The organism is Pseudomonas sp. MDT1-85 (assembly GCF_054898065.1).
The window spans coordinates 3,974,076-3,998,572 of sequence record NZ_CM142715.1 but is presented as its reverse complement, the minus strand read 5'-3'; the positions used below and the strand labels follow the sequence as shown (position 1 = coordinate 3,998,572).

Here is a 24,497-nt window from a genome sequence, read left to right as displayed (position 1 = left end):
CGTTTACGGCGTCATCACACGAGAAGACGAAGGGCACGGACCCTTCGCCTTTTTAAGCGTTTACGCGCCGACTACGATCGGCTTTGCCAGAGGCGGGACGACGGCGCTGGTAGGCGCGATGCCGGCTTCGAACTCTGGACGGAAGTATTTGATGGCGCTGCCCAACGGCTCCACGGCACCCGGTGCGTGTGCACAGAAGGTCTTGCCTGGGCCGAGGAAACCGACCAGACCCAGCAGGGTCTCGATATCGCCGGCTTGCCCTTCACCGTTCTCGATCGCGCGCAGCAGCTTGACGCTCCACGGCAGACCGTCACGGCACGGGGTGCAGAAGCCGCAGGATTCGCGGGAGAAGAACTCTTCCATGTTGCGCAGCAAGGACACCATGTTGACGCTGTCGTCCACCGCCATGGCCAGGCCGGTACCCATACGGGTGCCCACTTTGGCGATGCCGCCGGCGTACATTTGTGCGTCCAGGTGTTCCGGCAACAGGAAACCGGTACCGGCGCCGCCTGGCTGCCAGCATTTGAGCTTGTAACCGTCGCGCATACCACCCGCGTAGTCTTCGAACAGCTCGCGAGCGGTGACGCCGAACGGCAATTCCCAAAGACCAGGGTTCTTGACCTTGCCGGAAAAGCCCATGAGCTTGGTGCCCATGTCTTCGCTGCCTTCGCGGGCCAACGATTTGTACCAGTCCACGCCGTCGGCAATGATCGCCGGCACGTTGCACAGGGTTTCCACGTTGTTCACGCAAGTCGGCTTGCCCCACACGCCTACGGCGGCAGGGAAGGGCGGCTTGGAGCGCGGGTTGGCGCGGCGGCCTTCGAGCGAGTTGATCAGTGCGGTTTCTTCACCGCAGATGTAACGCCCGGCGCCGGTATGGACGAACAGCTCGAAATCGAAGCCGCTGCCCAGGATGTTTTTACCCAGCAGGCCTGCTGCCTTGGCTTCTTCCACGGCACGGTTCAGGTGCTTGGCGGCGGTGGTGTATTCGCCACGCAGGAAGATGTAGCCACGGTAGGTTTTCAGCGCGCGAGCACTGATCAGCATGCCTTCGATCAACAGATGGGGCAGTTGCTCCATCAGCATGCGGTCTTTCCAGGTGTTCGGCTCCATCTCATCCGCGTTGCACAGCAGGTAGCGGATGTTGATGGATTCGTCCTTGGGCATCAGGCCCCACTTCACGCCCGTGGGGAAGCCTGCACCGCCGCGGCCCTTGAGGCCGGAGTCTTTCACGGTCTGGACGATGTCGTCCTGGGCCATCTCGGCGAAGGCCTTGCGCGCAGCGGCGTAACCGTTCTTGGCCTGGTACTCGTCGAGCCATACGGCTTCGCCGTCGTCACGCAGACGCCAGGTGAGCGGGTGAGTCTCAGCGACACGCTTGATGCGGTTGGCTGGACCGAAGGAAGTCAGGGTCATACGTAGCCCTCGAGCAATTTGGCAACGCCGGCAGGCTGCACATCACCGAACGTGTCGTCGTCGATCATCAACGCCGGCGCCTTGTCGCAGTTGCCGAGGCAGCAGACCGGCAACAGGGTGAAACGACCGTCGACGGTAGTCTGACCCAAGCCGATGCCCAGCTTGCTCTGGATTTCGCTGACCACCGACTCGTGGCCGCCGATGTAGCAGACCATGCTGTCGCAGACGCGAATGATGTGACGGCCAACCGGTTGACGGAAGATCTGGCTGTAGAACGTCGCCACCCCTTCAACGTCGCTGGCCGGGATGCCGAGGATCTCGCCGATGGCGTAGAGCGCGCCGTCAGGCACCCAGCCACGTTCCTTCTGGACGATCTTCAGGGCTTCGATCGACGCCGCGCGCGGGTCTTCGTAGTGATGCAGCTCGTGCTCGATGGCCGAGCGCTCGGTTTCGCTCAGGGCGAAACGGTCTGTCTGGATAAGCGGGCTGTTCATGCTTAGCGGTCCACGTCGGCCATAACGAAATCGATACTACCCAGATACGCGATCAAGTCCGCGACCATGCTGCCTTTGATCACCGAAGGGATCTGCTGCAGGTGCGGGAAGCTTGGAGTACGAATCCGGGTGCGGTAGCTCATGGTGCCGCCATCGCTCGTCAGGTAATAACTGTTGATGCCCTTGGTCGCTTCGATCATCTGGAAGGATTCGTTGGCCGGCATGACCGGACCCCACGAAACTTGCAGGAAGTGCGTGATCAGGGTCTCGATGTGTTGCAGCGTGCGCTCTTTGGGTGGCGGCGTGGTCAGCGGGTGATCCGCCTTGTACGGGCCTTCCGGCATGTTGCGCATGCACTGCTCGATGATCTTGAGGCTCTGGCGCATTTCTTCGACGCGAACGATGCAACGGTCATAGGCATCGCCATTGGCCGCCAGCGGGATTTCGAATTCGAAGTTCTCGTAGCCGGAGTAAGGGCGAGCTTTGCGCAGGTCGAAATCGCAACCGGTCGAACGCAGGCCGGAACCGGTGACGCCCCATTCCAGGGCTTCTTTGGTGTTGTAGGCGGCGACGCCGATGGTCCGGCCACGCAGGATGCTGTTGTCCAGTGCGGCTTTCTGGTATTCGTCCAGACGCTTTGGCATCCACTCGATGAAGTCTTTCACCAGTTTTTCCCAGCCGCGCGGCAGGTCGTGAGCGACGCCACCGATGCGGTACCAGGCCGGGTGCAGACGGAAGCCGGTAATGGCTTCGATCACTGTGTACGCCTTCTGACGGTCGGTGAACGTGAAGAACACCGGAGTCATGGCGCCCACGTCCTGGATGTAAGTCCCCAGGAACAGCAGGTGGCTGGTGATCCGGAAGAACTCGGCCATCATGATGCGGATGACGTCGACCTTCTCGGGCACCTTGATGCCGGCCAGTTTCTCGACCGAGAGCACGTACGGCAGGTTGTTCATCACGCCGCCGAGGTAGTCGATACGGTCGGTGTACGGAATGAAGCTGTGCCAGGACTGACGCTCGGCCATCTTCTCGGCGCCACGGTGGTGGTAACCGACGTCTGGTACGCAATCGACGATCTCTTCACCGTCCAGCTGCAGAATGATGCGGAACGCACCGTGCGCCGAAGGGTGGTTGGGACCCAGGTTGAGGAACATGTAGTCCTCGTTCGCACCGGAACGCTTCATGCCCCACTCTTCAGGCTTGAAGCGCGCGGCTTCTTCCTCAAGCTGTTGCTTGGCCAGGGTCAGGCTGAACGGGTCGAACTCGGTGGCACGGGCCGGGAAGTCCTTGCGTAGCGGGTGACCTTCCCAGGTCGGCGGCATCATGATGCGGGTCAGGTGCGGGTGACCGGCAAAGTTGATGCCGTACATGTCCCACACTTCACGCTCGTACCAGTTGGCGTTCGGCCAGATGCCGGTAACGGTCGGCACGCTGAGGTCGCTCTCGGACAAGGCGACCTTGATCATTACGTCACTATTACGTTCGATCGACATCAAGTGATAGAACACAGTGAAGTCGGCGCCGCTAGGCAGCCCTTGACGCTTGGTGCGCAAACGCTCGTCCACGCCGTGCAGGTCATAGAGCATGACGTACGGCTTGGGCAGGTTGCGCAGGAAGGTCAGGACTTCAACGAGTTTGGCGCGGGCAACCCAAAGCACCGGCATGCCGGTGCGGGTAGGCTGGGCGGTGAACGCCTCGGGGCCAAAACGGTTGTTCAGTTCGACGACCACATCCTGGTCGTCTGCCTTATAAGGCGGGATGTACAGAGCACTGCCTGTAGTCATGGTTATTTATCGCTTTCGGTCAACGTAAAGAATGAAGCCAGTGTCTCGTTCTATAAAAGAAGCAGATCTGGATCAGACTTCGTCGGGGCTGCGCAGGTTGGTGACTGCGATTCGCTGTTCGCGGCGCTGTTCCTTTTGCGAAGGCATCTCGGCGCGGTACACGCCTTGATCGCCGACGACCCAGGAAAGTGGGCGACGCTCCTGTCCAATCGACTCTTGCAAGAGCATCAAGCCTTGCAGAAAAGCTTCAGGGCGGGGCGGGCAGCCAGGCACGTAGACGTCCACGGGCAGGAACTTGTCCACCCCTTGAACGACGGAGTAGATGTCGTACATGCCACCGGAGTTGGCGCACGAACCCATGGAGATAACCCACTTAGGCTCGAGCATTTGCTCGTAGAGACGCTGAATGATCGGCGCCATCTTGATGAAGCAGGTACCGGCGATAACCATGAAATCCGCCTGACGCGGCGATGCCCGGATAACCTCGGCGCCAAAGCGCGCGATGTCGTGGGGCGCCGTGAAGGCGGTGGTCATTTCCACGTAGCAGCACGAAAGACCGAAGTTATACGGCCACAGGGAGTTCTTGCGCCCCCAGTTGATCGTGCCGTTGAGCACGTCTTCGAGCTTGCCCATGAAAATGTTTTTGTGAACTTGATCTTCTAACGGATCGGAAACGGTTTCCCGTTTGCCAATCGGATACTGCTCGTTAGGAGCATCGGGGTCGATCCTGGTGAGATTGTATTGCATTGCCAAAGCCTCATTGTTTCAGCTTCGCTTGCCGCTTACGACGAGCTTCCGGAGCCCAGTCAAGGGCGCCCACTCGGAATAGGTAGACAAGACCTGCCAACAGAATTGCTATGAAAACGAGAGCTTCGACGAATCCGGTCCAGCCGCTTTCGCGGACGGACACAGACCAGGCAAAGAGAAAAAGGGCTTCGATATCGAAGATCACGAAGAGCATCGCGACCAGATAGAATTTGGCTGAGAGCCGCAAGCGGGCGCCACCGGTAGGTAACATGCCGGACTCGAACGGTTCGTTTTTACTGCGACCCCAGGCTTTTGACCCGAGGAGGCTGGAGACGCCGAGCATGAAGGCGCAAAGGCCGCCGACACCCAGAAGGAAAATGGCAAAGCCCCAGTTGTGGGCCATGAGTCCGGTCGCTTCGGGCATGCTGGTAATCCTTAACAGAGAGCAAAGGTCTCTGAGCTTGAAAAGAAACAAAGCAGTGACGATATGTCGCAGCAATCAATCGCGGTGATTTTATGGCTAAACACCGAGCAAGTAAAATTCAGATAGCGAAATTATTTACAAGAATAAGGACATAGCGTGCCTCCAAAGCCCTGTAGCCCATGCCGCTCGGGCATTAGCGGGGGTTTTGTCAAATATGTTTTGTAGGGAATGTAACGAACATAGTTGCCGCTAAATGATAATCAATATTATTTGACGCTGTTTTCAAACTGTTTAACGGGTGAGTGGCTGGGCAGTTGTCTTATATGCGCGTTACTGCAAGTAGCAGGCGTGCTCGTTTTACCCACTTTTCCGGGTCGTGAAACTGCTCTGGATCAATGTTTTTCGCACAATTTTGTGGGTTATTCCCTGTGGAAGCCGGGCTTGCCCGCGATAGCGGCCTGTCAGTCAACATCTGCAGCGCCTGACACACCGCCATCGCGGGCAAGCCCGGCTCCCCACAGGGTTTTGCAGTGGTCGAAAAATCACAGGCAAAAAAACGCCCCGAACCAGTCGGGGCGTCAGATGAGCGGCTTTGCGGTTAGCTTTTTATTCGGTCCGCAAGGGCCGTTTGCTTAAACGAAGCAGATCAGTGGAACTGTTCTTCTTCGGTCGAACCAGTCAGCGCGGTCACCGAGGACGTGCCACCTTGAATCACGGTGGTCATGTCGTCGAAGTAGCCGGTGCCCACTTCCTGCTGGTGAGCCACGAAGGTGTAACCCTTGGAGGCGTCAGCGAACTCTTGCTCTTGCAGCTTCACGTAGGCAGTCATGTCGTTGCGGGCGTAGTCGTGCGCCAGGTTGAACATGCTGTGCCACATGTTGTGAATGCCGGCCAGGGTGATGAACTGGTGCTTGTAACCCATGGCGGACAGTTCGCGCTGGAACTTGGCGATGGTCGCGTCGTCCAGGTTTTTCTTCCAGTTGAAGGAAGGCGAGCAGTTGTACGACAGCAGTTGGTCCGGGTATTCCTTTTTGATCGCTTCAGCGAAGCGACGAGCCTCGTCCAGATCCGGCTTGGCGGTTTCGCACCAGATCAGGTCGGCGAACGGTGCGTAGGCCAGGCCGCGAGCGATGGCCTGGTCGAGGCCGGCGCGCACTTTGTAGAAACCTTCCTGGGTGCGTTCGCCAGTCACGAATGGCTGGTCGTACGGATCACAATCGGAAGTCAGCAAGTCGGCTGCGTTAGCGTCGGTACGGGCCAGGATAATGGTCGGTGTACCGGCAACGTCAGCTGCCAGACGAGCAGCGGTCAGCTTCTGCACGGCTTCCTGGGTAGGAACCAGTACCTTGCCGCCCATGTGGCCGCATTTTTTTACGGAAGCCAGTTGGTCTTCGAAGTGAACGCCGGCGGCGCCTGCTTCGATCATGCTCTTCATCAGTTCGTAGGCGTTCAATACGCCGCCGAAACCGGCTTCAGCGTCAGCCACGATAGGGGCGAAGTAGTCGATGTAACCTTCGTCGCCCGGGTTCTTGCCGGCTTTCCACTGGATCTGGTCGGCACGACGGAACGAGTTGTTGATGCGCTTGACCACGGTCGGAACCGAATCCACCGGGTACAGCGACTGATCCGGGTACATCGATTCGGCGGAGTTGTTGTCCGCAGCCACTTGCCAGCCCGACAGGTAGATCGCCTGGATACCGGCCTTGACTTGTTGCACAGCCTGGCCGCCGGTCAGGGCGCCCATGCAGTTGACGAAATCTTTCTCAGGACGGAAGGACGGCTTGGCACCCTGGGTCACCAGGTTCCAAAGCTTGTCGGCGCCCATTTTTGCAAAGGTGTGCTCAGGTTGAACCGAGCCACGCAGACGGACGACGTCAGCAGCGGAGTAATTGCGTGTCACGCCTTTCCAGCGCGGGTTTTCAGCCCAATCTTTTTCGAGGGCTGCAATTTGCTGTTCGCGTGTCAGTGCCATGGAGATAAACCTCGTCGCGTCTTTATGAAAAGTCGTTCTTGGGTGGAAAATTACTGCTCCAGCCAAGTACGCGTTTCAAGAAGGGCGTAAGAGGCTGCTCGCTGACCAGAAGCTTAGGCGGTCAAGTAGGGTTCGGCGGGGAAGGCGACGGGATGAACGATGGGCCCTTGGGGAAGTGAGCAGGTAAGGGCGAACTGGCGAGCGCATTCAGGCGTCGTGGGCCTTGGTGCGAACTTCAGTGTGGAGCCGGGTTACCTAATTACGCTTCCGTCCCTCGGGACAACTTCGTTCCAGTCGGCAACCTCGTCAAACACACCTTGTGGGCGGTACAGACACGAATCGGCTCGCGGGGTAGGTGCGAACAACAACTCGAAAGCCCTTGCCAGGGCCTCTGATTAGCGGGAGCGAGGCCATCATGCCTTTGCTTTTTTGGCTCGTCAAACGTTTTGTAGTGCTTTTTTTCAAGCACTACATCTTTGGTCTAATACGACTAATCAGTCAGTTTTCGGTGCTTTAGTCCAACGTATCGACTTTCACCCGCAGAGTCATGTCATCCCGGCCCTGAGTCGAGTAGCTGAGGGTCGGGCCCTGTTTGTCGGCCTGAGTCTGGCGATTTACGCCGGCCAGGGTGATCCACTCGCCCAGTCGGCCGCTGACAGTTGTGTCGGTACTTTGCACGTTCACTACATCGGCACGTTCCTGGCTCATCCGGTCACGATTAGTACTGATTGCCAGGTGAACGATGTCGCCGGTGACGCTGGCGGTGACGTAGAAGCCTTGGGTGACGTTGCGGTATTCGGTCTGGCTGCGCAGGTCGCCATAGGAATCGGTCTGCGTGCTGGTGAGCGGCACGCTCTGGCCGACTTGGATCAGCGCGGGTGTGCCTTCACTGGCTTGAACCTGCTGGATACCGCCGTCACGGCTGTCAGTGCTGTGGTTGATGATGCGGGTCTGGCTCGGCTTGGCACCGTTCACCGAGTAACCCTGATCGCCCTGGAAGTTGTTTTCGTTGGTGTCGACCGTGATCAGCAAGCGCTTGGCGGCAACGTCGAGTTGGCTGATCACGGCCTTGAGTTCGTCGATCTTGCGCTGTTCTGCGTTGACGATCAGCTGATTGCCATAGGCGCTGACTTGGCCGTCCTTGCCGATGAAGTTCTGCGCCACCGGCAGCAGGTCGGCGCTGGTGCGATAATTCAGTGGCACGATCTCGGTGGCGGCCATGACCGAAAAACTGCAGGTCAATAGCAGCGTGGTGAGCAGGGTGCGTAGGGACATTTCCGTTATCTCCGCCAACTTAAAGTATTGATAGTGCCAGTTTGTCGGCCCGGCGTGGTGCGAGTTGAATCACAGACAGCAAAACGCCCCGACATCCGTTGATGGCGGGGCGTTTTGTGTGTTCTTGCGGGCCTCATCGCGAGCAAGCTCGCTCCCACAGGGTTTTAGGTGTTGTTACAGATTGCAGCAACACCATCAATCCACTGTGGGAGCGAGCCTGCTCGCGATGGCAGCACCTCGGTGTTATGCCGAATGACGCACCATGTCCACATGCGGAATCCCGGCTTCCAGGAATTCCTCACTGACCATACTGAAGCCCAGGCGCTCATAGAACGCTGTGGCCTGCACTTGCGCGCTCAGCATCTGCTGCTTCAGCCCGCGCTCCTCGGCTTCACCGATCACCGCGTGCATCAGCGCATCGCCGACTTTCAAGCCGCGCCAGTCCTTGAGCACCGACACCCGGCCGATGTGACCATCGGGTAGCAGGCGGGCGGTGCCGATCGGAAAGTCGCCTTCAAAGGCCAGAAAGTGGACTGCCGTTGCGTCATCAGCATCCCATTCCAGTTCAGGCGGAACAGATTGCTCGGCGATGAACACCGTCTCACGAATGCGCCGGATCTCGGCGTTGTCCTTTTGCCAGTCTGCGACACGTACGTGAATTTTATTCATCGGCAAACCCCAGGCTTCCCTGCTTGATCAGTTCACACAGCAGGCCGCGGCCGTCTTCGTCGCTCAGCCAGTCGCCGAGATTGTCGACGTGCAGTGCATCGGCGGCGCAAATCATCTTCAGCAGGTCGCGCAGTTTGCCCGGCAGATAACGGCTCTGACCGCTGGCAAACAGCAGCAGGTCGTCATCGACTTCCGACCAGGCCAGGCGCGCGCTCGGGTTGCGGATCAGCACGGCGCCTTGCTCGAGGCTGGCGAGCAGGTCGTCTTCTTCAACCTCTTCCGGACCAACTACCAGCTCCGGGTAGCGAGGCTCGGTCATGAACTGGCCGAACCAGGTCAGCAGCAGGCGCTCGTCGCTCATGTGCTCGGCCAGCAGGCTTTTCAGGCGATCGAGCGCGTCGTGCTGGATCTGGTGCGGATCGACCGCCGGCAGGGCGTCGGCGTCGGTGTAACGCTCTTCGTCCGACAGGAACTGGCTGAGGAAATCGGTGAAGTGGGTCAGCACTTCAGCGGCGCTCGGTGCACGGAAACCGACCGAGTAAGTCATGCAGTCGTCAACGGCCACGCCGCAATGAGCCAGGCGCGGCGGCAGGTAGAGCATGTCGCCCGGTTCCAGAACCCACTCATCGGTGGCTTCGAAATCAGCGAGGATGCGCAGGTCCGCGTGTTGCAGCAACGGGCTCTCGGAGTCGCACATCTGGCCGATTTTCCAGTTGCGCTTGCCGTGACCCTGCAGCAGGAACACATCGTAGTTGTCGAAGTGCGGGCCGACACTGCCACCCGGGGCGGCGAAGCTGATCATTACGTCGTCGATGCGCCAGCTCGGCAGAAAGCGGAAATGCTCGAGCAGTTCGCTGACTTCCGGCACGAATTGATCAACGGCTTGAACCAGCAGGGTCCACTCGCGTTCCGGCAACTTGCTGAATTCGTCTTCGGCAAACGGGCCGCGGCGCAATTCCCAAGGGCGCTCGCCGTGCTCAATGATCAGGCGCGATTCGACTTCTTCTTCCAGCGCCAGGCCAGCCAGTTCGTCGGCGTCGATCGGGCTTTCGAAATCAGGAATCGCCTGACGGATCAGCAGCGGTTTTTTCTGCCAGTAATCGCGCAGGAATTCGCGCGCCGTGATGCCGCCCAGAAGTTGAAGAGGAGTATCAGGATTCATGTGTAACCTATTGAAAAAAAGCACTTTTCAGACGGGAATAAAAACGCCCGGCGCTGCCGGGCGTCTCAAACGGGTAAAGCGGTCGATCAGATGCGTTTGGCTTGCGCTACAGCGTTGCCGATGTAGTTTGCCGGGGTGAGCAGTTTCAGCTCGGCCTTGGCTTGCGCCGGCATGTCCAGCCCGTCGATGAAGGTCTGCAGCGCTTCAGGGCTGATGCCCTTGCCGCGAGTCAGCTCTTTCAATTTCTCGTACGGGTTTTCGATGTTGTAGCGACGCATTACGGTCTGGATCGGCTCGGCCAACACTTCCCAGCACGCGTCCAGGTCAGCAGCAATCTTCTGCTGGTTGAGCTCCAGTTTGCTAATGCCTTTGAGGCTGGCTTCGTACGCGATCACGCTGTGGGCGAAGCCGACACCGAGGTTGCGCAGTACGGTGGAGTCGGTCAGGTCGCGCTGCCAGCGGGAGATCGGCAGCTTGCTCGCCAAGTGCTGGAACAGTGCGTTGGCTATCCCTAAGTTGCCTTCGGAGTTTTCGAAGTCGATCGGGTTGACCTTGTGCGGCATGGTCGAGGAACCGATTTCGCCAGCAATGGTGCGCTGTTTGAAATAACCCAGGGAGATGTAGCCCCAGATGTCGCGGTCGAAGTCGATCAGGATGGTGTTGAAGCGCGCGATCGCGTCGAACAGCTCGGCGATGTAGTCGTGCGGTTCGATCTGCGTGGTGTACGGGTTGAAGCCCAGGCCCAGCTCGTCTTCGATGAAGGCGCGGGCGTTGGCTTCCCAGTCGATCTGAGGGTAGGCCGACAGGTGAGCGTTGTAGTTGCCGACAGCGCCGTTGATCTTGCCCAACAGCGGAACAGCGGCGACTTGAGCGATCTGACGCTCAAGACGGTAAACCACGTTCGCCAGCTCTTTGCCCAGAGTAGTCGGCGAAGCCGGTTGGCCGTGGGTGCGCGACAGCATCGGCACGTCAGCGAAACGGATGGCCAGCTCGCGGATGGCTTCGGCGGTCTGGCGCATCAGCGGCAGCATCACGTCATCACGGCCTTCGCGCAGCATCAGGGCGTGGGACAGGTTGTTGATGTCCTCGCTGGTGCAGGCAAAGTGGATGAATTCGCTGACGGCAGCCAGTTCTGGCAGCTTGGCCGCTTGCTCTTTGAGCAGGTACTCAATGGCTTTGACGTCGTGGTTGGTGGTGCGCTCGATCTCTTTGACACGCTCGGCGTGCTCCAGAGAGAAGTTTTCCGCCAGGGTGTTCAACACCGCGTTGGCTTCGGCGGAGAACGCCGGCACTTCGCTGATGGCAGGGTGAGCGGCCAGGCGCTGGAGCCAACGCACTTCAACCAGAACGCGAGCACGGATCAGACCGTATTCGCTGAAAATTGGGCGCAGGGCCTGGGTTTTGCCGGCGTAGCGGCCGTCAACAGGGGAAACCGCAGTGAGCGAAGAGAGCTGCATGGGGTGTTCTCGGACAGTCGGGCAACGAAATGGGGCGCGTATCATACATGAAAAAATCCGCCGGTCCGTTGCCAACTGACCGGCGTATTACGCGTACTGACTACAAAGCGGTATTGCGGGCGCGGTTCAGCTGCTGCGCATCAGCGGGTAAAGCTCTTTAAGCAACTTGCGCCGGCTGATCACCAACTGCCAGCGATGACCGCCCAACTGCCGCCACAGGCGTGCCGAACGGATCCCGGCCAGCAACAGCGCGCGAATCTTCGACGCATTGCTCGGTTGCTGGAGGTTGCGCATGTCGCCATGCACCTGAATCCGTTGGCGCAGGGTGCTCAGGGTGTCCTGATACAACGCACCGCAGGCAGCGATCACGTTTTCATGAGCCGGGCCGAAGTGCTCGACCTGAGACTGAATCTGCGGCAGACGCTTGCCGATCACGTCCAGCATGTCGTCTCGCTTGGCCAGTTGACGCTCCAGCCCCAGCATCGCCAGGGCATAGCGCAGCGGTTCGCGCTGAAGGGTGCTGGGGTCGCGTTCCAGGGCGCCGATCAATGCGCGGTAGCCTTCACGCAGGTTGATGTCGTCACCGCCATAGACTTCCAGCGTGTTCTTGGGGTCGCGAATCAACAGGCTGCCGAGCATGCAGGTCAGGCCTGCTTCATTGGTCTGGCCACTCTTGGCGATCTTGTCGACCAGTACGGCGGCCAGAAACACACCGCCCAGGGCCGTCAGTTGCTCTTGAGTCGGGCTCATGAACGCTGACCCTTGCTGGTCCAGGGTTCGGCCACTTCGATCACGCCACCGCCAAGGCAGATTTCACCGTCGTAGAACACCACGGATTGGCCTGGGGTGACCGCGCGTTGCGGGTCATCGAAGGTCGCGCGGTAGCCGCTGGCGGTCTTCTCCAGCGTGCAAGGCTGGTCGCTCTGGCGATAACGCACTTTGGCGGTCAGCTTGCGCGGCTCGGTCAAATCGATCGGGTTGACCCAATAAATGTCCGAAGCGAGCAGGGCGCGGGAGAACAGATAAGGGTGATCATTGCCCTGGCCAACGATCAGCTCGTTGTGTTCCAGGTCCTTGATCAGCACGTACCATGGCTCGTCACCGGCGTCTTTCAAGCCGCCGATGCCCAGGCCCTGACGCTGGCCAATGGTGTGGTACATCAAGCCGTGGTGGCGGCCGATGACTTCGCCTTCGGTGGTCTTGATCTCGCCTGGTTGGGCCGGCAAGTATTGCTTGAGGAAGTCGCTGAAGCGGCGTTCGCCGATAAAGCAAATCCCGGTGGAATCCTTTTTCTTCGCGGTGGCCAGGTTGTGTTTCTCGGCAATCGCGCGCACTTCGGGTTTTTCCAGCTCGCCGACCGGGAACAGCGTCTTGGCGATCTGTTCACCGCCGACGGCGTGCAGGAAGTAGCTCTGGTCCTTGTTCGGATCCAGGCCCTTGAGCAATTCGGTGCGGCCATTGATGTCGCGGCGGCGCACGTAGTGGCCGGTGGCGATCAGGTCGGCGCCGAGCATCATGGCGTAATCGAGGAACGCCTTGAACTTGATTTCGCGGTTGCAGAGGATGTCCGGGTTCGGCGTGCGACCGGCCTTGTACTCGGCCAGGAAATGCTCGAACACGTTGTCCCAGTACTCGGCGGCGAAGTTGGCGGTGTGCAGCTTGATGCCAATCTTGTCGCACACGGCCTGAGCGTCCGCCAGGTCATCCATGGCGGTGCAGTATTCCGTTCCATCGTCTTCTTCCCAGTTCTTCATGAACAGGCCTTCCACCTCATAACCCTGCTCGATCAGCAGGAGAGCGGAAACGGAAGAGTCCACGCCGCCGGACATGCCGACAATGACGCGCTTCTTTTGTGTGTCAGAAGGGGCTGGATCACGCATAGGGATTCAATGAGTGTCTTGAAAAAGGACGCGATTCTAGCAGGCTGGAGCCCGCAAGGCTAAAGAGAAGGGCGGATCAGTTCGAGACCGAAGTGTTTGCCGTCCAGATAATCATCGATACAGCGGATGATCAGCTCACTGCGCCAGTTTGCGCGCTGTTGCAGCAGTTCGTCACGCGTCAGCCATTTTGCGCCGACGATGCCGTCATCCAACTGATAGTCCGGGTGATGTTTGAGCGGTTTTGCGGTGAAGCAGACCCGTTGGTAAGTCACGCCGTTGCTCGGGGCGGTATAGAGATAAATGCCTACCACGCCAGTGGGCTCGACATCCCAGCCGGTTTCCTCAAGTGTTTCGCGCACGGCGGCTTCGATCAGGGTTTCGTCCGGGTCGAGGTGGCCGGCGGGCTGGTTGAGCACCGTTCGTCCGCCCTTGGATTCTTCGACCATCAGGAAGCGGCCGTTGTCTTCGACGATGGTCGCGACGGTGATGTGGGGTAGCCAATCCATAAAGCTTCCTCGATTTTTGAAATTGGAACAAAGATCAATGTGGGAGCGAGCCTGCTCGCGAAAGCGGTAGGTCAGTCAATGCAGTGTTGAAGGATATGCCGCATTCGCGAGCAGGCTCGCTCCCACAGGTCCGGTTCTGGTAGATAAATATGTGTGAACGCCACAAACACAAACCCCGGCGCAGGGCCGGGGCTTGTGATGTTCCCTTACAACCTTAAACCAGCGCGGAAATCGCGGCGTTGAAGGTGTTGCTTGGGCGCATGGCCTTGCTGATCAGCTCGGCATTGGCGTGGTAGTAACCGCCGATGTCCACTGGCTTGCCCTGAACGGCGTTGAGCTCGGCAACGATGGTCGCTTCGTTCTCGGTCAGGGTTTTGGCCAGTTCGCCAAACTGCGCTCGCAGTGCAGCGTCTTCGGTCTGGGCGGCCAGGGCTTGAGCCCAGTACAGCGCCAGGTAGAAGTGGCTGCCGCGGTTGTCGATGTTGCCGACTTTACGCGATGGCGACTTGTTGTTGTCCAGGAACTGGCCAGTGGCCTGATCCAGGGTCTTGGCCAGCACCAGCGCTTTCGGGTTGTTGTACGTCACACCCAAATGATCGAGGGACGCGGCGAGGGCGAGGAACTCACCCAGCGAATCCCAGCGCAGGAAGTTTTCTTCCAGCAGCTGCTGAACGTGCTTCGGTGCCGAACCGCCGGCGCCGGTTTCGAACAGACCACCGCCGTTCATCAGCGGAACGATCGACAGCATCTTGGCGCTGGTGCCCAGTTCCATGATCGGGAACAGGTCAGTCAGGTAGTCGCGCAGCACGTTGCCGGTCACCGAGATGGTGTCCTTGCCGTCGCGAGTGCGCTTCAAAGTGAACTTCATTGCATCGACCGGCGCCATGATCTGGATATCCAGACCGGCAGTGTCGTGATCCTTCAGGTAAGCCTGAACTTTCTCGATCACTACGCCGTCGTGGGCGCGCATTGGGTCCAGCCAGAAAATCGCCGGAGTTGCGCTTGCACGGGCACGGTTGACGGCCAGTTTGACCCAATCCTGGATCGGCGCGTCTTTGGTCTGGCACATGCGGAAGATGTCGCCGGCTTCAACCGACTGTTCCAGCAGAGTGCGACCAGCGCTGTCGGAGACCCGAACCACGCCATTCGCCTTGATCTGGAAAGTCTTGTCGTGCGAGCCGTACTCTTCGGCTTTTTTCGCCATCAGGCCAACGTTTGGCACGCTGCCCATGGTGGTTGGATCAAAAGCACCGTTAGCCTTGCAGTCTTCGATCACAGCCTGGTAGATGGTGGCGTAGCAACGATCCGGGATCACAGCCTTGGTGTCGTGCAACTGGCCGTCGGTGCCCCACATTTTGCCGGAGTCACGGATCATCGCTGGCATCGAGGCGTCGACGATGACGTCGCTAGGCACGTGCAGGTTGGTGATGCCTTTGTCGGAATTGACCATGGCCAACGACGGACGAACGGCGTAGACCGCCTGGATGTCCGCTTCGATCTGCGCTTGTTGCTCGGCAGGCAAAGCCTTGATGCGAGCGTACAGGTCGCCGATGCCGTTGTTCAGGTTGAAGCCGATCTGTGCCAGCACGTCAGCGTGCTTGGCCAGTGCGTCTTTATAGAACTCGGCAACGATCTGGCCGAACATGATCGGGTCGGAGACCTTCATCATGGTGGCTTTCAGGTGAACCGACAGCAGCACGCCTTTGGCTTTGGCGTCTTCGATCTCGGCTGCGATGAAGCTGCGCAGCGCTTGTTTGCTCAGAACGGCGCAATCGAGGATCTCACCGGCTTGTACGGTGGTTTTTTCTTTCAGGACGGTGGTGGTGCCGTCTTGAGCGATCAGTTCGATTTTGACGGCGTCAGCGGCGTCGATCAGGGCAGCTTTTTCGCTGCCGTAGAAATCGCCGGTGCTCATGTGAGCGATGTGGGACTTGGAGTCTTTGGCCCAGGCGCCCATTTTGTGCGGGTGCTTGCGCGCGTAGTTCTTGACCGACAGTGGTGCACGACGATCAGAGTTGCCTTCGCGCAGAACCGGGTTCACGGCGCTGCCTTTGATTTTGTCGTAACGCGACTTGGCGAGCTTGTCGGCATCGCTGGTCACGGTTTCCGGGTAGTCCGGCAGTGCGAAGCCCTGGGCTTGCAGCTCTTTGATCGCGGCCTGCAGTTGCGGAACCGAAGCGCTGATGTTCGGCAGCTTGATGATGTTGGCTTCAGGCGTAACGGCCAGGTCGCCCAGTTCGGCGAGGTGGTCGGCTACGGCTTTGTCACCCAATTGCTCGGGGAAGCTGGCCAGAATGCGCCCTGCAAGAGAGATATCGCGGGTTTCAACGGCGATATCAGCCGAGGCGGTGAAAGCCTCTACGATAGGCAACAGTGAATAGGTGGCGAGGGCTGGAGCTTCGTCGGTGAAGGTATAGATGATCTTCGAGCGGGTGGGCATATTCGGATTAACTCTCTCTTCTTTGCTAAAGCGTGCGCAGAAACTCGAGGGGCGCCGGGTAAGCGCGTTCGTTCAAAGTCATCCATGAGCCGAATGTCGAGGTTTCTTCGCGGTGATGTTGGGTGCATCAGTCGAGCGTCAAGCGGTTGGACTGCGGTAACAATCCGGCTTATTCGGGCCCAACGTCTTGTGATAGAGCGGTCGGCCGTCGTGACTCTGTGGTCAGCGGCGGCATTATACATAGGTAGCTGGCAATCTGCCGATGGTTCATAGGCAACGTTTTTCGTCCATTGGTCTAAAGGTCGCAGGGGAGTGCGACGCGTAGAGTCGGTCGCCGTGCTTGAGTTTGGCGCTTTTCCCTTTGCTTTCAGGCTTGTACGTCGCGAACTGTGCAGCTTTGCGGCAGATGGGTGGAACATAGGGTTTGCGCGCCGATTTAACTGGGGTACGCTCGAACGCAGCCAGATGTTCAATCCAAACAATGGAGTACAGCATGGGATACAAGAAGATTCAGGTTCCAGCCGTCGGCGACAAAATCACCGTCAACGCAGACCATTCTCTCAATGTTCCTAACAACCCGATCATCCCCTTCATCGAAGGTGATGGTATTGGCGTTGATATCAGCCCGGTCATGATCAAGGTTGTCGATGCTGCTGTTAAGAAGGCTTACGGCGGCGAGCGCAAAATTTCCTGGATGGAAGTCTACGCCGGGGAGAAAGCGACTCAGGTTTACGATCAGGACACCTGGCTGCCTCAGGAAACCCTGGACGCGGTCAAGGATTACGTGGTTTCCATCAAAGGTCCTCTGACCACGCCGGTCGGCGGCGGCATCCGTTCGCTGAACGTGGCCCTGCGTCAGCAGCTCGATTTGTATGTGTGCCTGCGTCCGGTGCGCTGGTTCGAAGGCGTACCGAGCCCGGTCAAGAAGCCAGGCGACGTCGACATGACTATCTTCCGCGAAAACTCGGAAGACATTTATGCCGGTATCGAATGGAAAGCCGGTTCGCCGGAAGCGACCAAGGTCATCAAGTTCCTTAAAGAAGAAATGGGCGTCACCAAGATCCGTTTCGACGAAAACTGCGGTATCGGCGTCAAGCCGGTTTCCCTGGAAGGCACCAAGCGTCTGGCGCGCAAGGCTCTGCAGTATGTAGTCGATAACGACCGCGACTCGCTGACCATCGTGCACAAAGGCAACATCATGAAGTTCACCGAAGGTGCCTTCAAGGAATGGGCCTACGAAGTGGCCGCTGAAGAATTCGGCGCGACCCTGCTCGACGGCGGTCCGTGGATGCAGTTCAAGAACCCGAAAACCGGCAAGAATGTCATCGTCAAGGACGCCATCGCCGACGCCATGCTCCAGCAGATCCTGCTGCGCCCGGCCGAATACGATGTGATCGCGACCCTGAACCTCAACGGCGACTACCTCTCCGACGCCCTGGCGGCTGAAGTGGGCGGTATCGGTATCGCGCCGGGTGCGAACCTGTCCGACACCGTGGCCATGTTCGAAGCGACCCACGGCACTGCGCCGAAGTACGCCGGCAAGGACCAGGTCAACCCGGGTTCGTTGATCTTGTCCGCCGAGATGATGCTGCGTCACATGGGCTGGACCGAAGCGGCCGACCTGATCATCAAAGGCACCAACGGCGCGATCTCCGCGAAGACCGTGACCTATGACTTCGAACGTCTGATGGAGGGCGCGAAACTGCTGTCGTCTTCCGCGTTTGGTGATGCGCTGATCTCGCACATGTAAGTCAGCGGACAAAAAAACCGCCTTCGGGCGGTTTTTTATGACTGGATGATTAGGTTACGTCAGCTCGAGACAGTTTCTTGTTGCCGGGTGGCGGGCGCAGTCTGTTCGTTAGGGTTGTCAGCAGATGCGATATTCACTGCGTGAAGCCCCTTGGGGCCCTGAATAATCTCGAAGTTTACGGCTTGTCCGGCCTTGAGGGTCTTGTAGCCGTCCATTTTAATGGCCGAATAATGGGCAAAGAAATCGATTTCTTTTCCATCCTCGTCGCGACCTTCTCTGGCGTCGGTGTTAATGAAACCGAACCCCTTGGCATTGTTGAACCATTTCACCTTACCGACTGACATACCCATATCCCTCTGCAACAGACTCCATCACTGGAGTATCATCCAGTTAATCCACAGTCAAATCTTGCAAATAAGATTGACTCCGCGGACCTTTTTTACCCACTGTGGGCTCTATTGTTTGTAACACCGATTTTCCGATAGTCAAGGTGACCGGGCAGTCGGAGTTGAAATCCTCGATGGCCGCCCCCACCACTGTATTCGCACAACTGACGAACCTTTCTTTCCATGCATGCAATCAGCCAGATTCGACTAACATTCAATCAGGATCGCTCGACTCTCCAAAAAGATCATCCGGAGGAACACGACGACGATTCCGCAGGCATTGCTGTTCAGGAGGCTAAGCCTGCTTTACAGGCGCCACCGATGTACAAGGTGGTTTTGTTCAACGATGACTACACACCGATGGATTTCGTCGTCGAAGTGCTCGAGGTGTTTTTTAACCTGAATCGCGAGCTGGCGACCAAGGTCATGCTGGCCGTCCACACAGAAGGACGGGCAGTATGTGGAGTGTTTACCCGCGACATCGCGGAGACCAAGGCCATGCAGGTCAACCAGTACGCCAGGGAAAGCCAGCATCCGCTACTCTGTGAAATCGAGAAGGACGGTTAATCGCCGACCACTTGGGTATGAGGTGAAGCTATGTTAAACCGCGAGCTCGAAGTCACCCTCAATCTTGCCTTCAAGGAGGCTCGTTCGAAGCGTCATGAATTCATGACCGTCGAGCACCTTCTGCTGGCCCTATTGGATAATGAGGCTGCCGCCACCGTTTTGCGTGCCTGCGGCGCAAACCTCGACAAACTCAAGCATGATCTGCAGGAGTTCATCGACTCCACCACGCCATTGATCCCTCTTCATGACGAGGATCGTGAAACTCAGCCAACCCTGGGCTTCCAGCGTGTATTGCAGCGTGCTGTCTTTCACGTACAGAGCTCGGGCAAACGCGAAGTGACTGGCGCCAACGTGCTGGTCGCAATCTTCAGTGAGCAAGAGAGTCAGGCAGTGTTTCTGCTGAAACAGCAGAGCGTTGCGCGCATCGATGTCGTCAACTACATCGCCCATGGCATTTCCAAAGTACCGGGGCATGGCGATCACTCTGAAGGTGAACAAGATATGCAGGACGACGAGGGCGGTGAGTCTTCTTCTTCAGGCAATCCTCTGGATGCTTATGCCAGCAACCTCAACGAACTCGCGCGCCAGGGTCGTATCGATCCGTTGGTAGGCCGTGAGCTGGAGGTCGAGCGCGTCGCGCAGATTCTCGCGCGTCGTCGCAAAAACAACCCGCTGCTGGTGGGCGAGGCAGGCGTGGGTAAAACCGCGATTGCCGAAGGTCTGGCCAAACGCATTGTCGACAACCAGGTGCCGGATCTGCTGGCCAACAGCGTGGTGTATTCCCTCGATCTGGGGGCCTTGCTGGCCGGGACCAAATACCGCGGCGATTTCGAGAAGCGCTTCAAGGCGCTGCTCAATGAGCTGAAAAAACGTCCGCAGGCGATTCTGTTCATCGACGAGATCCACACCATCATTGGTGCGGGCGCTGCGTCCGGTGGCGTCATGGATGCTTCGAACCTGCTCAAGCCATTGCTGTCTTCGGGCGACATTCGCTGCATCGGTTCGACCACGTTCCAGGAATTCCGCGGGATCTTCGAGAAGGACCGTGCTCTGGCTCGGCGCTTCCAGAAGGTCGATGTGTCGGAACCTTCGGTGGAAGACACCATTGGCATCCTGCGTGGCCTGAAAGGACGTTTCGAAGCGCACCACAACATCGAATACAGCGATGAAGCCCTGCGCGCCGCTGCTGAACTGGCCTCGCGTTACATCAATGACCGGCACATGCCGGACAAGGCGATCGACGTCATCGACGAGGCAGGCGCCTATCAGCGTCTGCAACCGATCGAGAAGCGCGTGAAACGTATCGAAGTGCCTCAGGTCGAGGACATCGTTGCGAAAATCGCGCGAATTCCGCCAAAACACGTCACCAGTTCCGACAAAGAGCTGCTGCGTAACCTTGAGCGTGACCTGAAGCTCACGGTATTTGGCCAGGATGCGGCGATCGACTCGCTGTCGACTGCGATCAAACTGTCCCGTGCAGGCCTCAAGTCACCTGACAAGCCAGTCGGTTCGTTCCTGTTCGCAGGGCCGACCGGTGTCGGTAAAACCGAGGCCGCGCGGCAACTGGCCAAGGCGCTGGGAGTCGAACTGCTTCGCTTCGACATGTCCGAGTACATGGAGCGCCACACCGTATCGCGTCTGATCGGTGCACCTCCAGGCTATGTCGGGTTCGATCAGGGCGGTCTGCTGACCGAAGCCATTACCAAGCAGCCTCACTGCGTGCTGTTGCTCGATGAAATCGAGAAGGCGCATCCGGAAGTCTTCAACCTGCTGTTGCAGGTCATGGACCACGGTACGCTGACCGATAACAACGGGCGCAAGGCGGACTTCCGTAACGTGATCGTCATCATGACGACCAACGCCGGTGCCGAGACCGCAGCGCGTGCTTCGATCGGTTTCACCTATCAGGACCACTCGTCCGATGCGATGGAAGTGATCAAGAAGAGCTTCACGCCGGAGTTCCGTAACCGTCTGGACACCATTATCCAGTTTGGTCGCCTCAGCCATGAGGTCATCAAAAGCGTGGTGGACAAGTTCCTTACCGAACTTCAGGCGCAGCTGGAAGACAAGCGTGTGCTGCTGGAAGTCACCGACGCTGCTCGCAGCTGGCTGGCAGCGGGCGGCTACGACTCGGCAATGGGTGCTCGCCCAATGGCGCGTTTGATTCAGGACAAGATCAAGCGTCCGCTGGCCGAAGAGATCCTCTTCGGCGAACTGGCCGAACATGGCGGTGTGGTACACATCGACATCAAGGACGGCGAGCTGACCTTCGAGTTCGAGACCACGGCTGAAATGGCCTGACGTTAACCGCAACAAAGCAAAAGGCGCCGAAAGGCGCCTTTTTGCTGTCTTGAAGAACACACCAAACCCCTGTGGGAGCGAGCCTGCTCGCGAAAGCGGTGGTTCAGCTTGCATCAATGTTGAATTTGTCGACGCCATCGCGAGCAGGCTCGCTCCCACAGGGGATATGTGCGGTTTTCCAAAAGTGCATGAGGTAAAACCGCACAAACAAAAACGCCCGGCATAGCCGGGCGTTTTGTATTGACTTGATTAGCGAGCGCGGTAAGTGATGCGCCCTTTGCTCAAGTCATAGGGCGTCAGCTCGACGCGCACTTTGTCGCCGGTAAGAATACGGATGTAGTTCTTGCGCATCTTGCCGGAAATATGCGCGGTTACGACGTGCCCATTTTCCAACTCCACACGAAACATGGTGTTGGGCAGGGTGTCGACGACAGTGCCTTCCATTTCGAAGCTGTCTTCTTTCGACATGCAGTAAAGCCCTCGGTGTCCAATGAATGGCCCGGTGCAACTGCGCCAGGCAAAAGCGGCGTGCATTGTGCCCGAAAAATGGGGTTTAAGCCAAGGGGTTCTAGCTCAGGATGACCCAACGCTGATTAATCAGCAGTTCGATAGGGCGATATTGGGTCTTGTAGCTCATTTTTTTGCAGTTTTTGATCCAGTAGCCGAGATAGACCGCTTCCAGCCCCAGGCGCCGGGCTTCGGTAATCTGCCAGAGAATCGCGTAACGCCCCAGGCTACGACGCTCCTCCCCGGGCTCGTAGAAGGTGTAGACCGCCGACAGACCGTTAGGCAGCAAGTCAGTGACCGCCACAGCCAACAGTCGGCCTTCGAGACGAAATTCGTAGAAGCGGGAGAATGGCAGGTCACGTACCAGGAAGGTCGAAAACTGGTCGCGGCTCGGCGGATACATATCGCCATCGGCGTGACGTTGTTCGATGTAGCGCTGATAGAGGTCGAAATACTCTTCGCTGAACTTTGGTCTGGACGGGCGCACCTGCAAGTCGGCATTGCGTTTGACAATGCGTTTCTGTTGACGGTTGGGCGTAAATTGCGCCACAGGAATGCGCGCCGGTACGCACGCATTGCAATGCTGGCAATGGGGCCGGTAGAGATGATCGCCACTGCGACGAAAGCCCATCTCCGACAGATCTGCGTAGACATGCACATCCATGGGCTGACTAGGGTCGAGGAACAGCGTGGTGGCCTGCTCCTCGGGCAGATAGCTGCAAGAGTGGGGCTGAGTGGCATAAAACTTCAAACGCGCCAACTCGGTCATGATCAACCCTCGGGATAAGCTTTTGATTAAGGGGCGCTCTCAATTCGTTTCCCCGCATTAAGTGTAAGCCACGCGCGCAGAAGTCGCTCAGCAAACCCAGTTGGAGCGGCCCGGTTGATCCAGGTGCCGCGCAAGGTAGCCGGCAAATTCGCGGCGAGGAATCGCTCGGGCACCCAGACTGTGCAGATGATCGGTAGGCATCTGGCAGTCGATCAGCACAAAACCTGAGTCTTTCAGGTGTCGCACCAGGGTGGCGAAGCCATATTTGGAGGCGTTGTCGGCGCGGCTGAACATCGACTCGCCAAAAAACAACTGCCCCATAGCCAGGCCGTAGAGCCCGCCGACCAGCACGCCATCGTCCCAGACTTCCACCGAGTGGGCGTAACCACGTCTGTGCAGTTCGACATAGGCATCCTGCATCGCTTGGGTAATCCAGGTGCCGTCAGCGTACTCGCGCGGTGCGGCGCAGGCGCTGATGACCGCGGCAAAATCCCGATCGAAGGTCACCTGATAGCGCTGTTGGCGCAACAGTTTGTTCAAACTACGGGAGACATGCAGTTCGTCGGGAAACAGTACCGTGCGCGGATCCGGCGCCCACCAGAGAATTGGCTGGCCCTCCGAGAACCACGGAAAGCAGCCGTGACGATAGGCTTGAATCAGACGATCGGCGGACAAATCGCCACCCGCGGCCAGCAGCCCGTTGGGGTCGCGCATGGCTTTTTCCAGCGGCGGGAAGGTCAGGGTGTTGCGTTGTAACCAAGTCAGCATGGCATCCGGGCTTGCAGAAGGGGAGGGCGGTAGCGGGCCGTTGAGCCCGCCTTGTAGGAGGTTAACCGTCAAACGGTGGGGATGTCATCGAGATACTTTTCGGCATCCAGCGCGGCCATGCAGCCGGCCCCGGCGGACGTCACCGCCTGGCGGTAAATATGATCGGCCACGTCACCGGCGGCGAACACACCTTCGATGTCCGTGGCGGTGGCGTCACCTTCGCTGCCACCCTTGATCAGCAGATAACCGTCGCGCATTTTCAGTTGGCCCTGAAACAGGTTGGTGTTGGGCTTGTGGCCGATGGCGATGAATACGCCGGCCAGCGGCAACTCATTGGTTTCGCCCGTATGGCTGTGCCGCAGACGGGCACCGGTCACGCCGCTGGCATCGCCCAGCACTTCGTCCAGATTCTGGTTCCAGTGCAGGCGGATATTGCCGTTGGCGGCTTTTTCGAAGAGCTTGTCCTGAAGAATCTTTTCCGAACGCAATTTGTCGCGACGGTGAATCAGGTGGACTTCTTTGGCGATGTTCGACAAGTACAGCGCTTCTTCAACGGCGGTGTTACCTCCGCCGATCACCGCGACCACCTGGTTGCGGTAGAAGAAGCCATCGCAGGTGGCGCAGGCCGAAACCCCTTTGCCGGCAAAGGCTTCTTCCGATGGCAGCCCCAGGTATTGGGCCGAAGCGCCGGTGGCGATGATCAGCGCATCGCAGGTGTAGGTGCCGCTGTCGCCGATCAGCTCGAGCGGGCGCTGTTGCAACTTGGCCGTATGGATGTGGTCGTAAACGATCTCTGTGTCGAAGCGTTCTGCGTGTTTTTGCATGCGTTCCATCAGTACCGGGCCGGTCAGACCTTCGACGTCGCCGGGCCAGTTGTCGACTTCGACGGTGGTGGTCAGCTGGCCACCTGCTTGTATGCCGGTGATGACAACGGGTTTGAGGTTGGCGCGAGCGGCATAAACGGCTGCGCTGTAACCGGCGGGGCCGGAACCCAGAATGATCAGGCGGGAATGCTTCGCTTCACTCATAAAAACACCTCATAAGCCTTTGTCACAAAAGAGAATGCATGCTCAAATTGGACTGCGCGTACTGTGCTGTTGGCTATGCTTGCACCCAAGGGGCTCAAGCATGGCATCGGGCGAACAAACCCGTACAATGCCTGCTTGTAACAGTGTTTGTATCAAAAAAGCGGTGCGTGCCGTATTTCGAAAAACCGGGGC

The 24,497-nt window shown here is 58.4% G+C and carries 22 protein-coding genes; 3 read left to right on the top strand and 19 right to left on the bottom strand.

The features are described from left to right. Positions 1 to 60 precede the first annotated feature (60 nt). The 14 genes from nuoF to ACYZT2_RS18060 all read right to left on the bottom strand — a co-directional run bounded on the left by nuoF (position 61) and on the right by ACYZT2_RS18060 (position 16,229). Positions 61 to 1,416 (bottom strand): NADH-quinone oxidoreductase subunit NuoF, encoded by a 1,356-nt coding sequence (gene nuoF / locus ACYZT2_RS18125; protein WP_461966149.1) that lies wholly within the window; start codon positions 1,414 to 1,416, stop codon positions 61 to 63. Then, a complete protein-coding gene (gene nuoE, locus ACYZT2_RS18120; RefSeq protein ID WP_030130919.1) occupies positions 1,413 to 1,910 on the bottom strand; it encodes an NADH-quinone oxidoreductase subunit NuoE in 498 nt (165 codons plus the stop codon). Before nuoE ends, nuoF begins: the two co-directional genes overlap by 4 nt. A gap of 2 nt (positions 1,911 to 1,912) precedes the next feature. After that, positions 1,913 to 3,697, bottom strand: coding sequence for an NADH-quinone oxidoreductase subunit C/D (gene nuoC / locus ACYZT2_RS18115; protein ID WP_461966147.1), 1,785 nt, complete (start codon positions 3,695 to 3,697; stop codon positions 1,913 to 1,915). 72 nt (positions 3,698 to 3,769) lie between these two features. Continuing rightward, the gene (locus ACYZT2_RS18110) at positions 3,770 to 4,444 is read right to left on the bottom strand and encodes a NuoB/complex I 20 kDa subunit family protein (RefSeq protein WP_048396919.1); all 675 of its coding nucleotides are present in this window, start codon (positions 4,442 to 4,444) and stop codon (positions 3,770 to 3,772) included. A gap of 10 nt (positions 4,445 to 4,454) precedes the next feature. After that, entirely contained in the window at positions 4,455 to 4,868 is a 414-nt protein-coding gene (locus tag ACYZT2_RS18105; protein ID WP_007905050.1) for an NADH-quinone oxidoreductase subunit A, read from the bottom strand. Between the two features lie 646 nt (positions 4,869 to 5,514). Continuing rightward, entirely contained in the window at positions 5,515 to 6,840 is a 1,326-nt protein-coding gene (gene aceA, locus ACYZT2_RS18100) for an isocitrate lyase (RefSeq protein WP_253544866.1), read from the bottom strand. Positions 6,841 to 7,353: 513 nt separating this feature from the next. Further along, positions 7,354 to 8,115: a secretin N-terminal domain-containing protein gene (locus tag ACYZT2_RS18095; RefSeq protein WP_461966143.1), complete on the bottom strand. Its 762-nt coding sequence runs from the start codon at positions 8,113 to 8,115 to the stop codon at positions 7,354 to 7,356. 243 nt (positions 8,116 to 8,358) lie between these two features. After that, the gene (locus tag ACYZT2_RS18090; RefSeq protein ID WP_461966141.1) at positions 8,359 to 8,784 is read right to left on the bottom strand and encodes a GNAT family N-acetyltransferase; all 426 of its coding nucleotides are present in this window, start codon (positions 8,782 to 8,784) and stop codon (positions 8,359 to 8,361) included. Further along, positions 8,777 to 9,946 carry a ribosomal protein uL16 3-hydroxylase gene (locus ACYZT2_RS18085; protein ID WP_461966139.1) on the bottom strand — a complete coding sequence of 390 codons (1,170 nt, stop codon included), beginning with the start codon at positions 9,944 to 9,946 and terminating at the stop codon, positions 8,777 to 8,779. Before ACYZT2_RS18085 ends, ACYZT2_RS18090 begins: the two co-directional genes overlap by 8 nt. Before the next feature lie 86 nt (positions 9,947 to 10,032). Then, on the bottom strand, positions 10,033 to 11,403 hold the full coding sequence (purB, locus tag ACYZT2_RS18080; RefSeq protein ID WP_461966137.1) for an adenylosuccinate lyase: 1,371 nt from the start codon (positions 11,401 to 11,403) through the stop codon (positions 10,033 to 10,035). Between the two features lie 126 nt (positions 11,404 to 11,529). Next, positions 11,530 to 12,153: a high frequency lysogenization protein HflD gene (hflD, locus tag ACYZT2_RS18075; RefSeq protein ID WP_461966135.1), complete on the bottom strand. Its 624-nt coding sequence runs from the start codon at positions 12,151 to 12,153 to the stop codon at positions 11,530 to 11,532. Continuing rightward, positions 12,150 to 13,283, bottom strand: coding sequence for a tRNA 2-thiouridine(34) synthase MnmA (gene mnmA, locus ACYZT2_RS18070; RefSeq protein ID WP_461966133.1), 1,134 nt, complete (start codon positions 13,281 to 13,283; stop codon positions 12,150 to 12,152). The genes hflD and mnmA overlap by 4 nt, the downstream gene beginning before the upstream one ends. A gap of 59 nt (positions 13,284 to 13,342) precedes the next feature. Continuing rightward, positions 13,343 to 13,789, bottom strand: a complete 447-nt coding sequence (locus ACYZT2_RS18065) for an NUDIX hydrolase (RefSeq protein WP_461966131.1) — start codon at positions 13,787 to 13,789, stop codon at positions 13,343 to 13,345. Positions 13,790 to 14,003: 214 nt separating this feature from the next. Beyond that, the gene (locus ACYZT2_RS18060) at positions 14,004 to 16,229 is read right to left on the bottom strand and encodes an NADP-dependent isocitrate dehydrogenase (protein WP_461966129.1); all 2,226 of its coding nucleotides are present in this window, start codon (positions 16,227 to 16,229) and stop codon (positions 14,004 to 14,006) included. Between the two features lie 493 nt (positions 16,230 to 16,722). Here ACYZT2_RS18060 and icd point away from each other — a divergent pair, with 493 nt between their 5' ends. Continuing rightward, complete coding sequence (gene icd / locus ACYZT2_RS18055) at positions 16,723 to 17,979, top strand: NADP-dependent isocitrate dehydrogenase (RefSeq protein ID WP_007905029.1); 1,257 nt, start codon at positions 16,723 to 16,725, stop codon at positions 17,977 to 17,979. A gap of 59 nt (positions 17,980 to 18,038) precedes the next feature. Here the strand turns inward: icd and ACYZT2_RS18050 are convergent, their stop codons facing one another. After that, positions 18,039 to 18,323, bottom strand: a complete 285-nt coding sequence (locus ACYZT2_RS18050) for a cold shock domain-containing protein (protein ID WP_461966127.1) — start codon at positions 18,321 to 18,323, stop codon at positions 18,039 to 18,041. A 225-nt stretch (positions 18,324 to 18,548) separates the two neighbouring features. Between ACYZT2_RS18050 and clpS the strand changes: the two genes are divergently transcribed. After that, positions 18,549 to 18,932 (top strand): ATP-dependent Clp protease adapter ClpS, encoded by a 384-nt coding sequence (clpS, locus tag ACYZT2_RS18045; protein WP_461966125.1) that lies wholly within the window; start codon positions 18,549 to 18,551, stop codon positions 18,930 to 18,932. Between the two features lie 30 nt (positions 18,933 to 18,962). Continuing rightward, positions 18,963 to 21,233, top strand: coding sequence for an ATP-dependent Clp protease ATP-binding subunit ClpA (gene clpA / locus ACYZT2_RS18040; protein ID WP_461966123.1), 2,271 nt, complete (start codon positions 18,963 to 18,965; stop codon positions 21,231 to 21,233). 249 nt (positions 21,234 to 21,482) lie between these two features. On the opposite strand, the gene infA is transcribed toward clpA, so the two are convergent. The 4 genes from infA to trxB all read right to left on the bottom strand — a co-directional run bounded on the left by infA (position 21,483) and on the right by trxB (position 24,305). After that, positions 21,483 to 21,701, bottom strand: coding sequence for a translation initiation factor IF-1 (gene infA, locus ACYZT2_RS18035; protein ID WP_002553999.1), 219 nt, complete (start codon positions 21,699 to 21,701; stop codon positions 21,483 to 21,485). 100 nt (positions 21,702 to 21,801) lie between these two features. Further along, positions 21,802 to 22,509, bottom strand: a complete 708-nt coding sequence (locus ACYZT2_RS18030) for an arginyltransferase (RefSeq protein ID WP_461966121.1) — start codon at positions 22,507 to 22,509, stop codon at positions 21,802 to 21,804. An 87-nt stretch (positions 22,510 to 22,596) separates the two neighbouring features. Continuing rightward, the gene (aat, locus tag ACYZT2_RS18025) at positions 22,597 to 23,277 is read right to left on the bottom strand and encodes a leucyl/phenylalanyl-tRNA--protein transferase (protein ID WP_461966119.1); all 681 of its coding nucleotides are present in this window, start codon (positions 23,275 to 23,277) and stop codon (positions 22,597 to 22,599) included. A 68-nt stretch (positions 23,278 to 23,345) separates the two neighbouring features. Further along, on the bottom strand, positions 23,346 to 24,305 hold the full coding sequence (gene trxB, locus ACYZT2_RS18020) for a thioredoxin-disulfide reductase (protein ID WP_461966117.1): 960 nt from the start codon (positions 24,303 to 24,305) through the stop codon (positions 23,346 to 23,348). Between the last annotated feature and the right edge of the window lie 192 nt (positions 24,306 to 24,497).

Coding starts and splice junctions, on each gene's coding strand:
- nuoF (WP_461966149.1), bottom strand. CDS start 1,416: ATGACCCTGACTTCCTTCGGTCCAGCCAACCGCATCAAGCGTGTCGCT.
- nuoE (WP_030130919.1), bottom strand. CDS start 1,910: ATGAACAGCCCGCTTATCCAGACAGACCGTTTCGCCCTGAGCGAAACC.
- nuoC (WP_461966147.1), bottom strand. CDS start 3,697: ATGACTACAGGCAGTGCTCTGTACATCCCGCCTTATAAGGCAGACGAC.
- ACYZT2_RS18110 (WP_048396919.1), bottom strand. CDS start 4,444: ATGCAATACAATCTCACCAGGATCGACCCCGATGCTCCTAACGAGCAG.
- ACYZT2_RS18105 (WP_007905050.1), bottom strand. CDS start 4,868: ATGCCCGAAGCGACCGGACTCATGGCCCACAACTGGGGCTTTGCCATT.
- aceA (WP_253544866.1), bottom strand. CDS start 6,840: ATGGCACTGACACGCGAACAGCAAATTGCAGCCCTCGAAAAAGATTGG.
- ACYZT2_RS18095 (WP_461966143.1), bottom strand. CDS start 8,115: ATGTCCCTACGCACCCTGCTCACCACGCTGCTATTGACCTGCAGTTTT.
- ACYZT2_RS18090 (WP_461966141.1), bottom strand. CDS start 8,784: ATGAATAAAATTCACGTACGTGTCGCAGACTGGCAAAAGGACAACGCC.
- ACYZT2_RS18085 (WP_461966139.1), bottom strand. CDS start 9,946: ATGAATCCTGATACTCCTCTTCAACTTCTGGGCGGCATCACGGCGCGC.
- purB (WP_461966137.1), bottom strand. CDS start 11,403: ATGCAGCTCTCTTCGCTCACTGCGGTTTCCCCTGTTGACGGCCGCTAC.
- hflD (WP_461966135.1), bottom strand. CDS start 12,153: ATGAGCCCGACTCAAGAGCAACTGACGGCCCTGGGCGGTGTGTTTCTG.
- mnmA (WP_461966133.1), bottom strand. CDS start 13,283: ATGCGTGATCCAGCCCCTTCTGACACACAAAAGAAGCGCGTCATTGTC.
- ACYZT2_RS18065 (WP_461966131.1), bottom strand. CDS start 13,789: ATGGATTGGCTACCCCACATCACCGTCGCGACCATCGTCGAAGACAAC.
- ACYZT2_RS18060 (WP_461966129.1), bottom strand. CDS start 16,229: ATGCCCACCCGCTCGAAGATCATCTATACCTTCACCGACGAAGCTCCA.
- icd (WP_007905029.1), top strand. CDS start 16,723: ATGGGATACAAGAAGATTCAGGTTCCAGCCGTCGGCGACAAAATCACC.
- ACYZT2_RS18050 (WP_461966127.1), bottom strand. CDS start 18,323: ATGTCAGTCGGTAAGGTGAAATGGTTCAACAATGCCAAGGGGTTCGGT.
- clpS (WP_461966125.1), top strand. CDS start 18,549: ATGCATGCAATCAGCCAGATTCGACTAACATTCAATCAGGATCGCTCG.
- clpA (WP_461966123.1), top strand. CDS start 18,963: ATGTTAAACCGCGAGCTCGAAGTCACCCTCAATCTTGCCTTCAAGGAG.
- infA (WP_002553999.1), bottom strand. CDS start 21,701: ATGTCGAAAGAAGACAGCTTCGAAATGGAAGGCACTGTCGTCGACACC.
- ACYZT2_RS18030 (WP_461966121.1), bottom strand. CDS start 22,509: ATGACCGAGTTGGCGCGTTTGAAGTTTTATGCCACTCAGCCCCACTCT.
- aat (WP_461966119.1), bottom strand. CDS start 23,277: ATGCTGACTTGGTTACAACGCAACACCCTGACCTTCCCGCCGCTGGAA.
- trxB (WP_461966117.1), bottom strand. CDS start 24,305: ATGAGTGAAGCGAAGCATTCCCGCCTGATCATTCTGGGTTCCGGCCCC.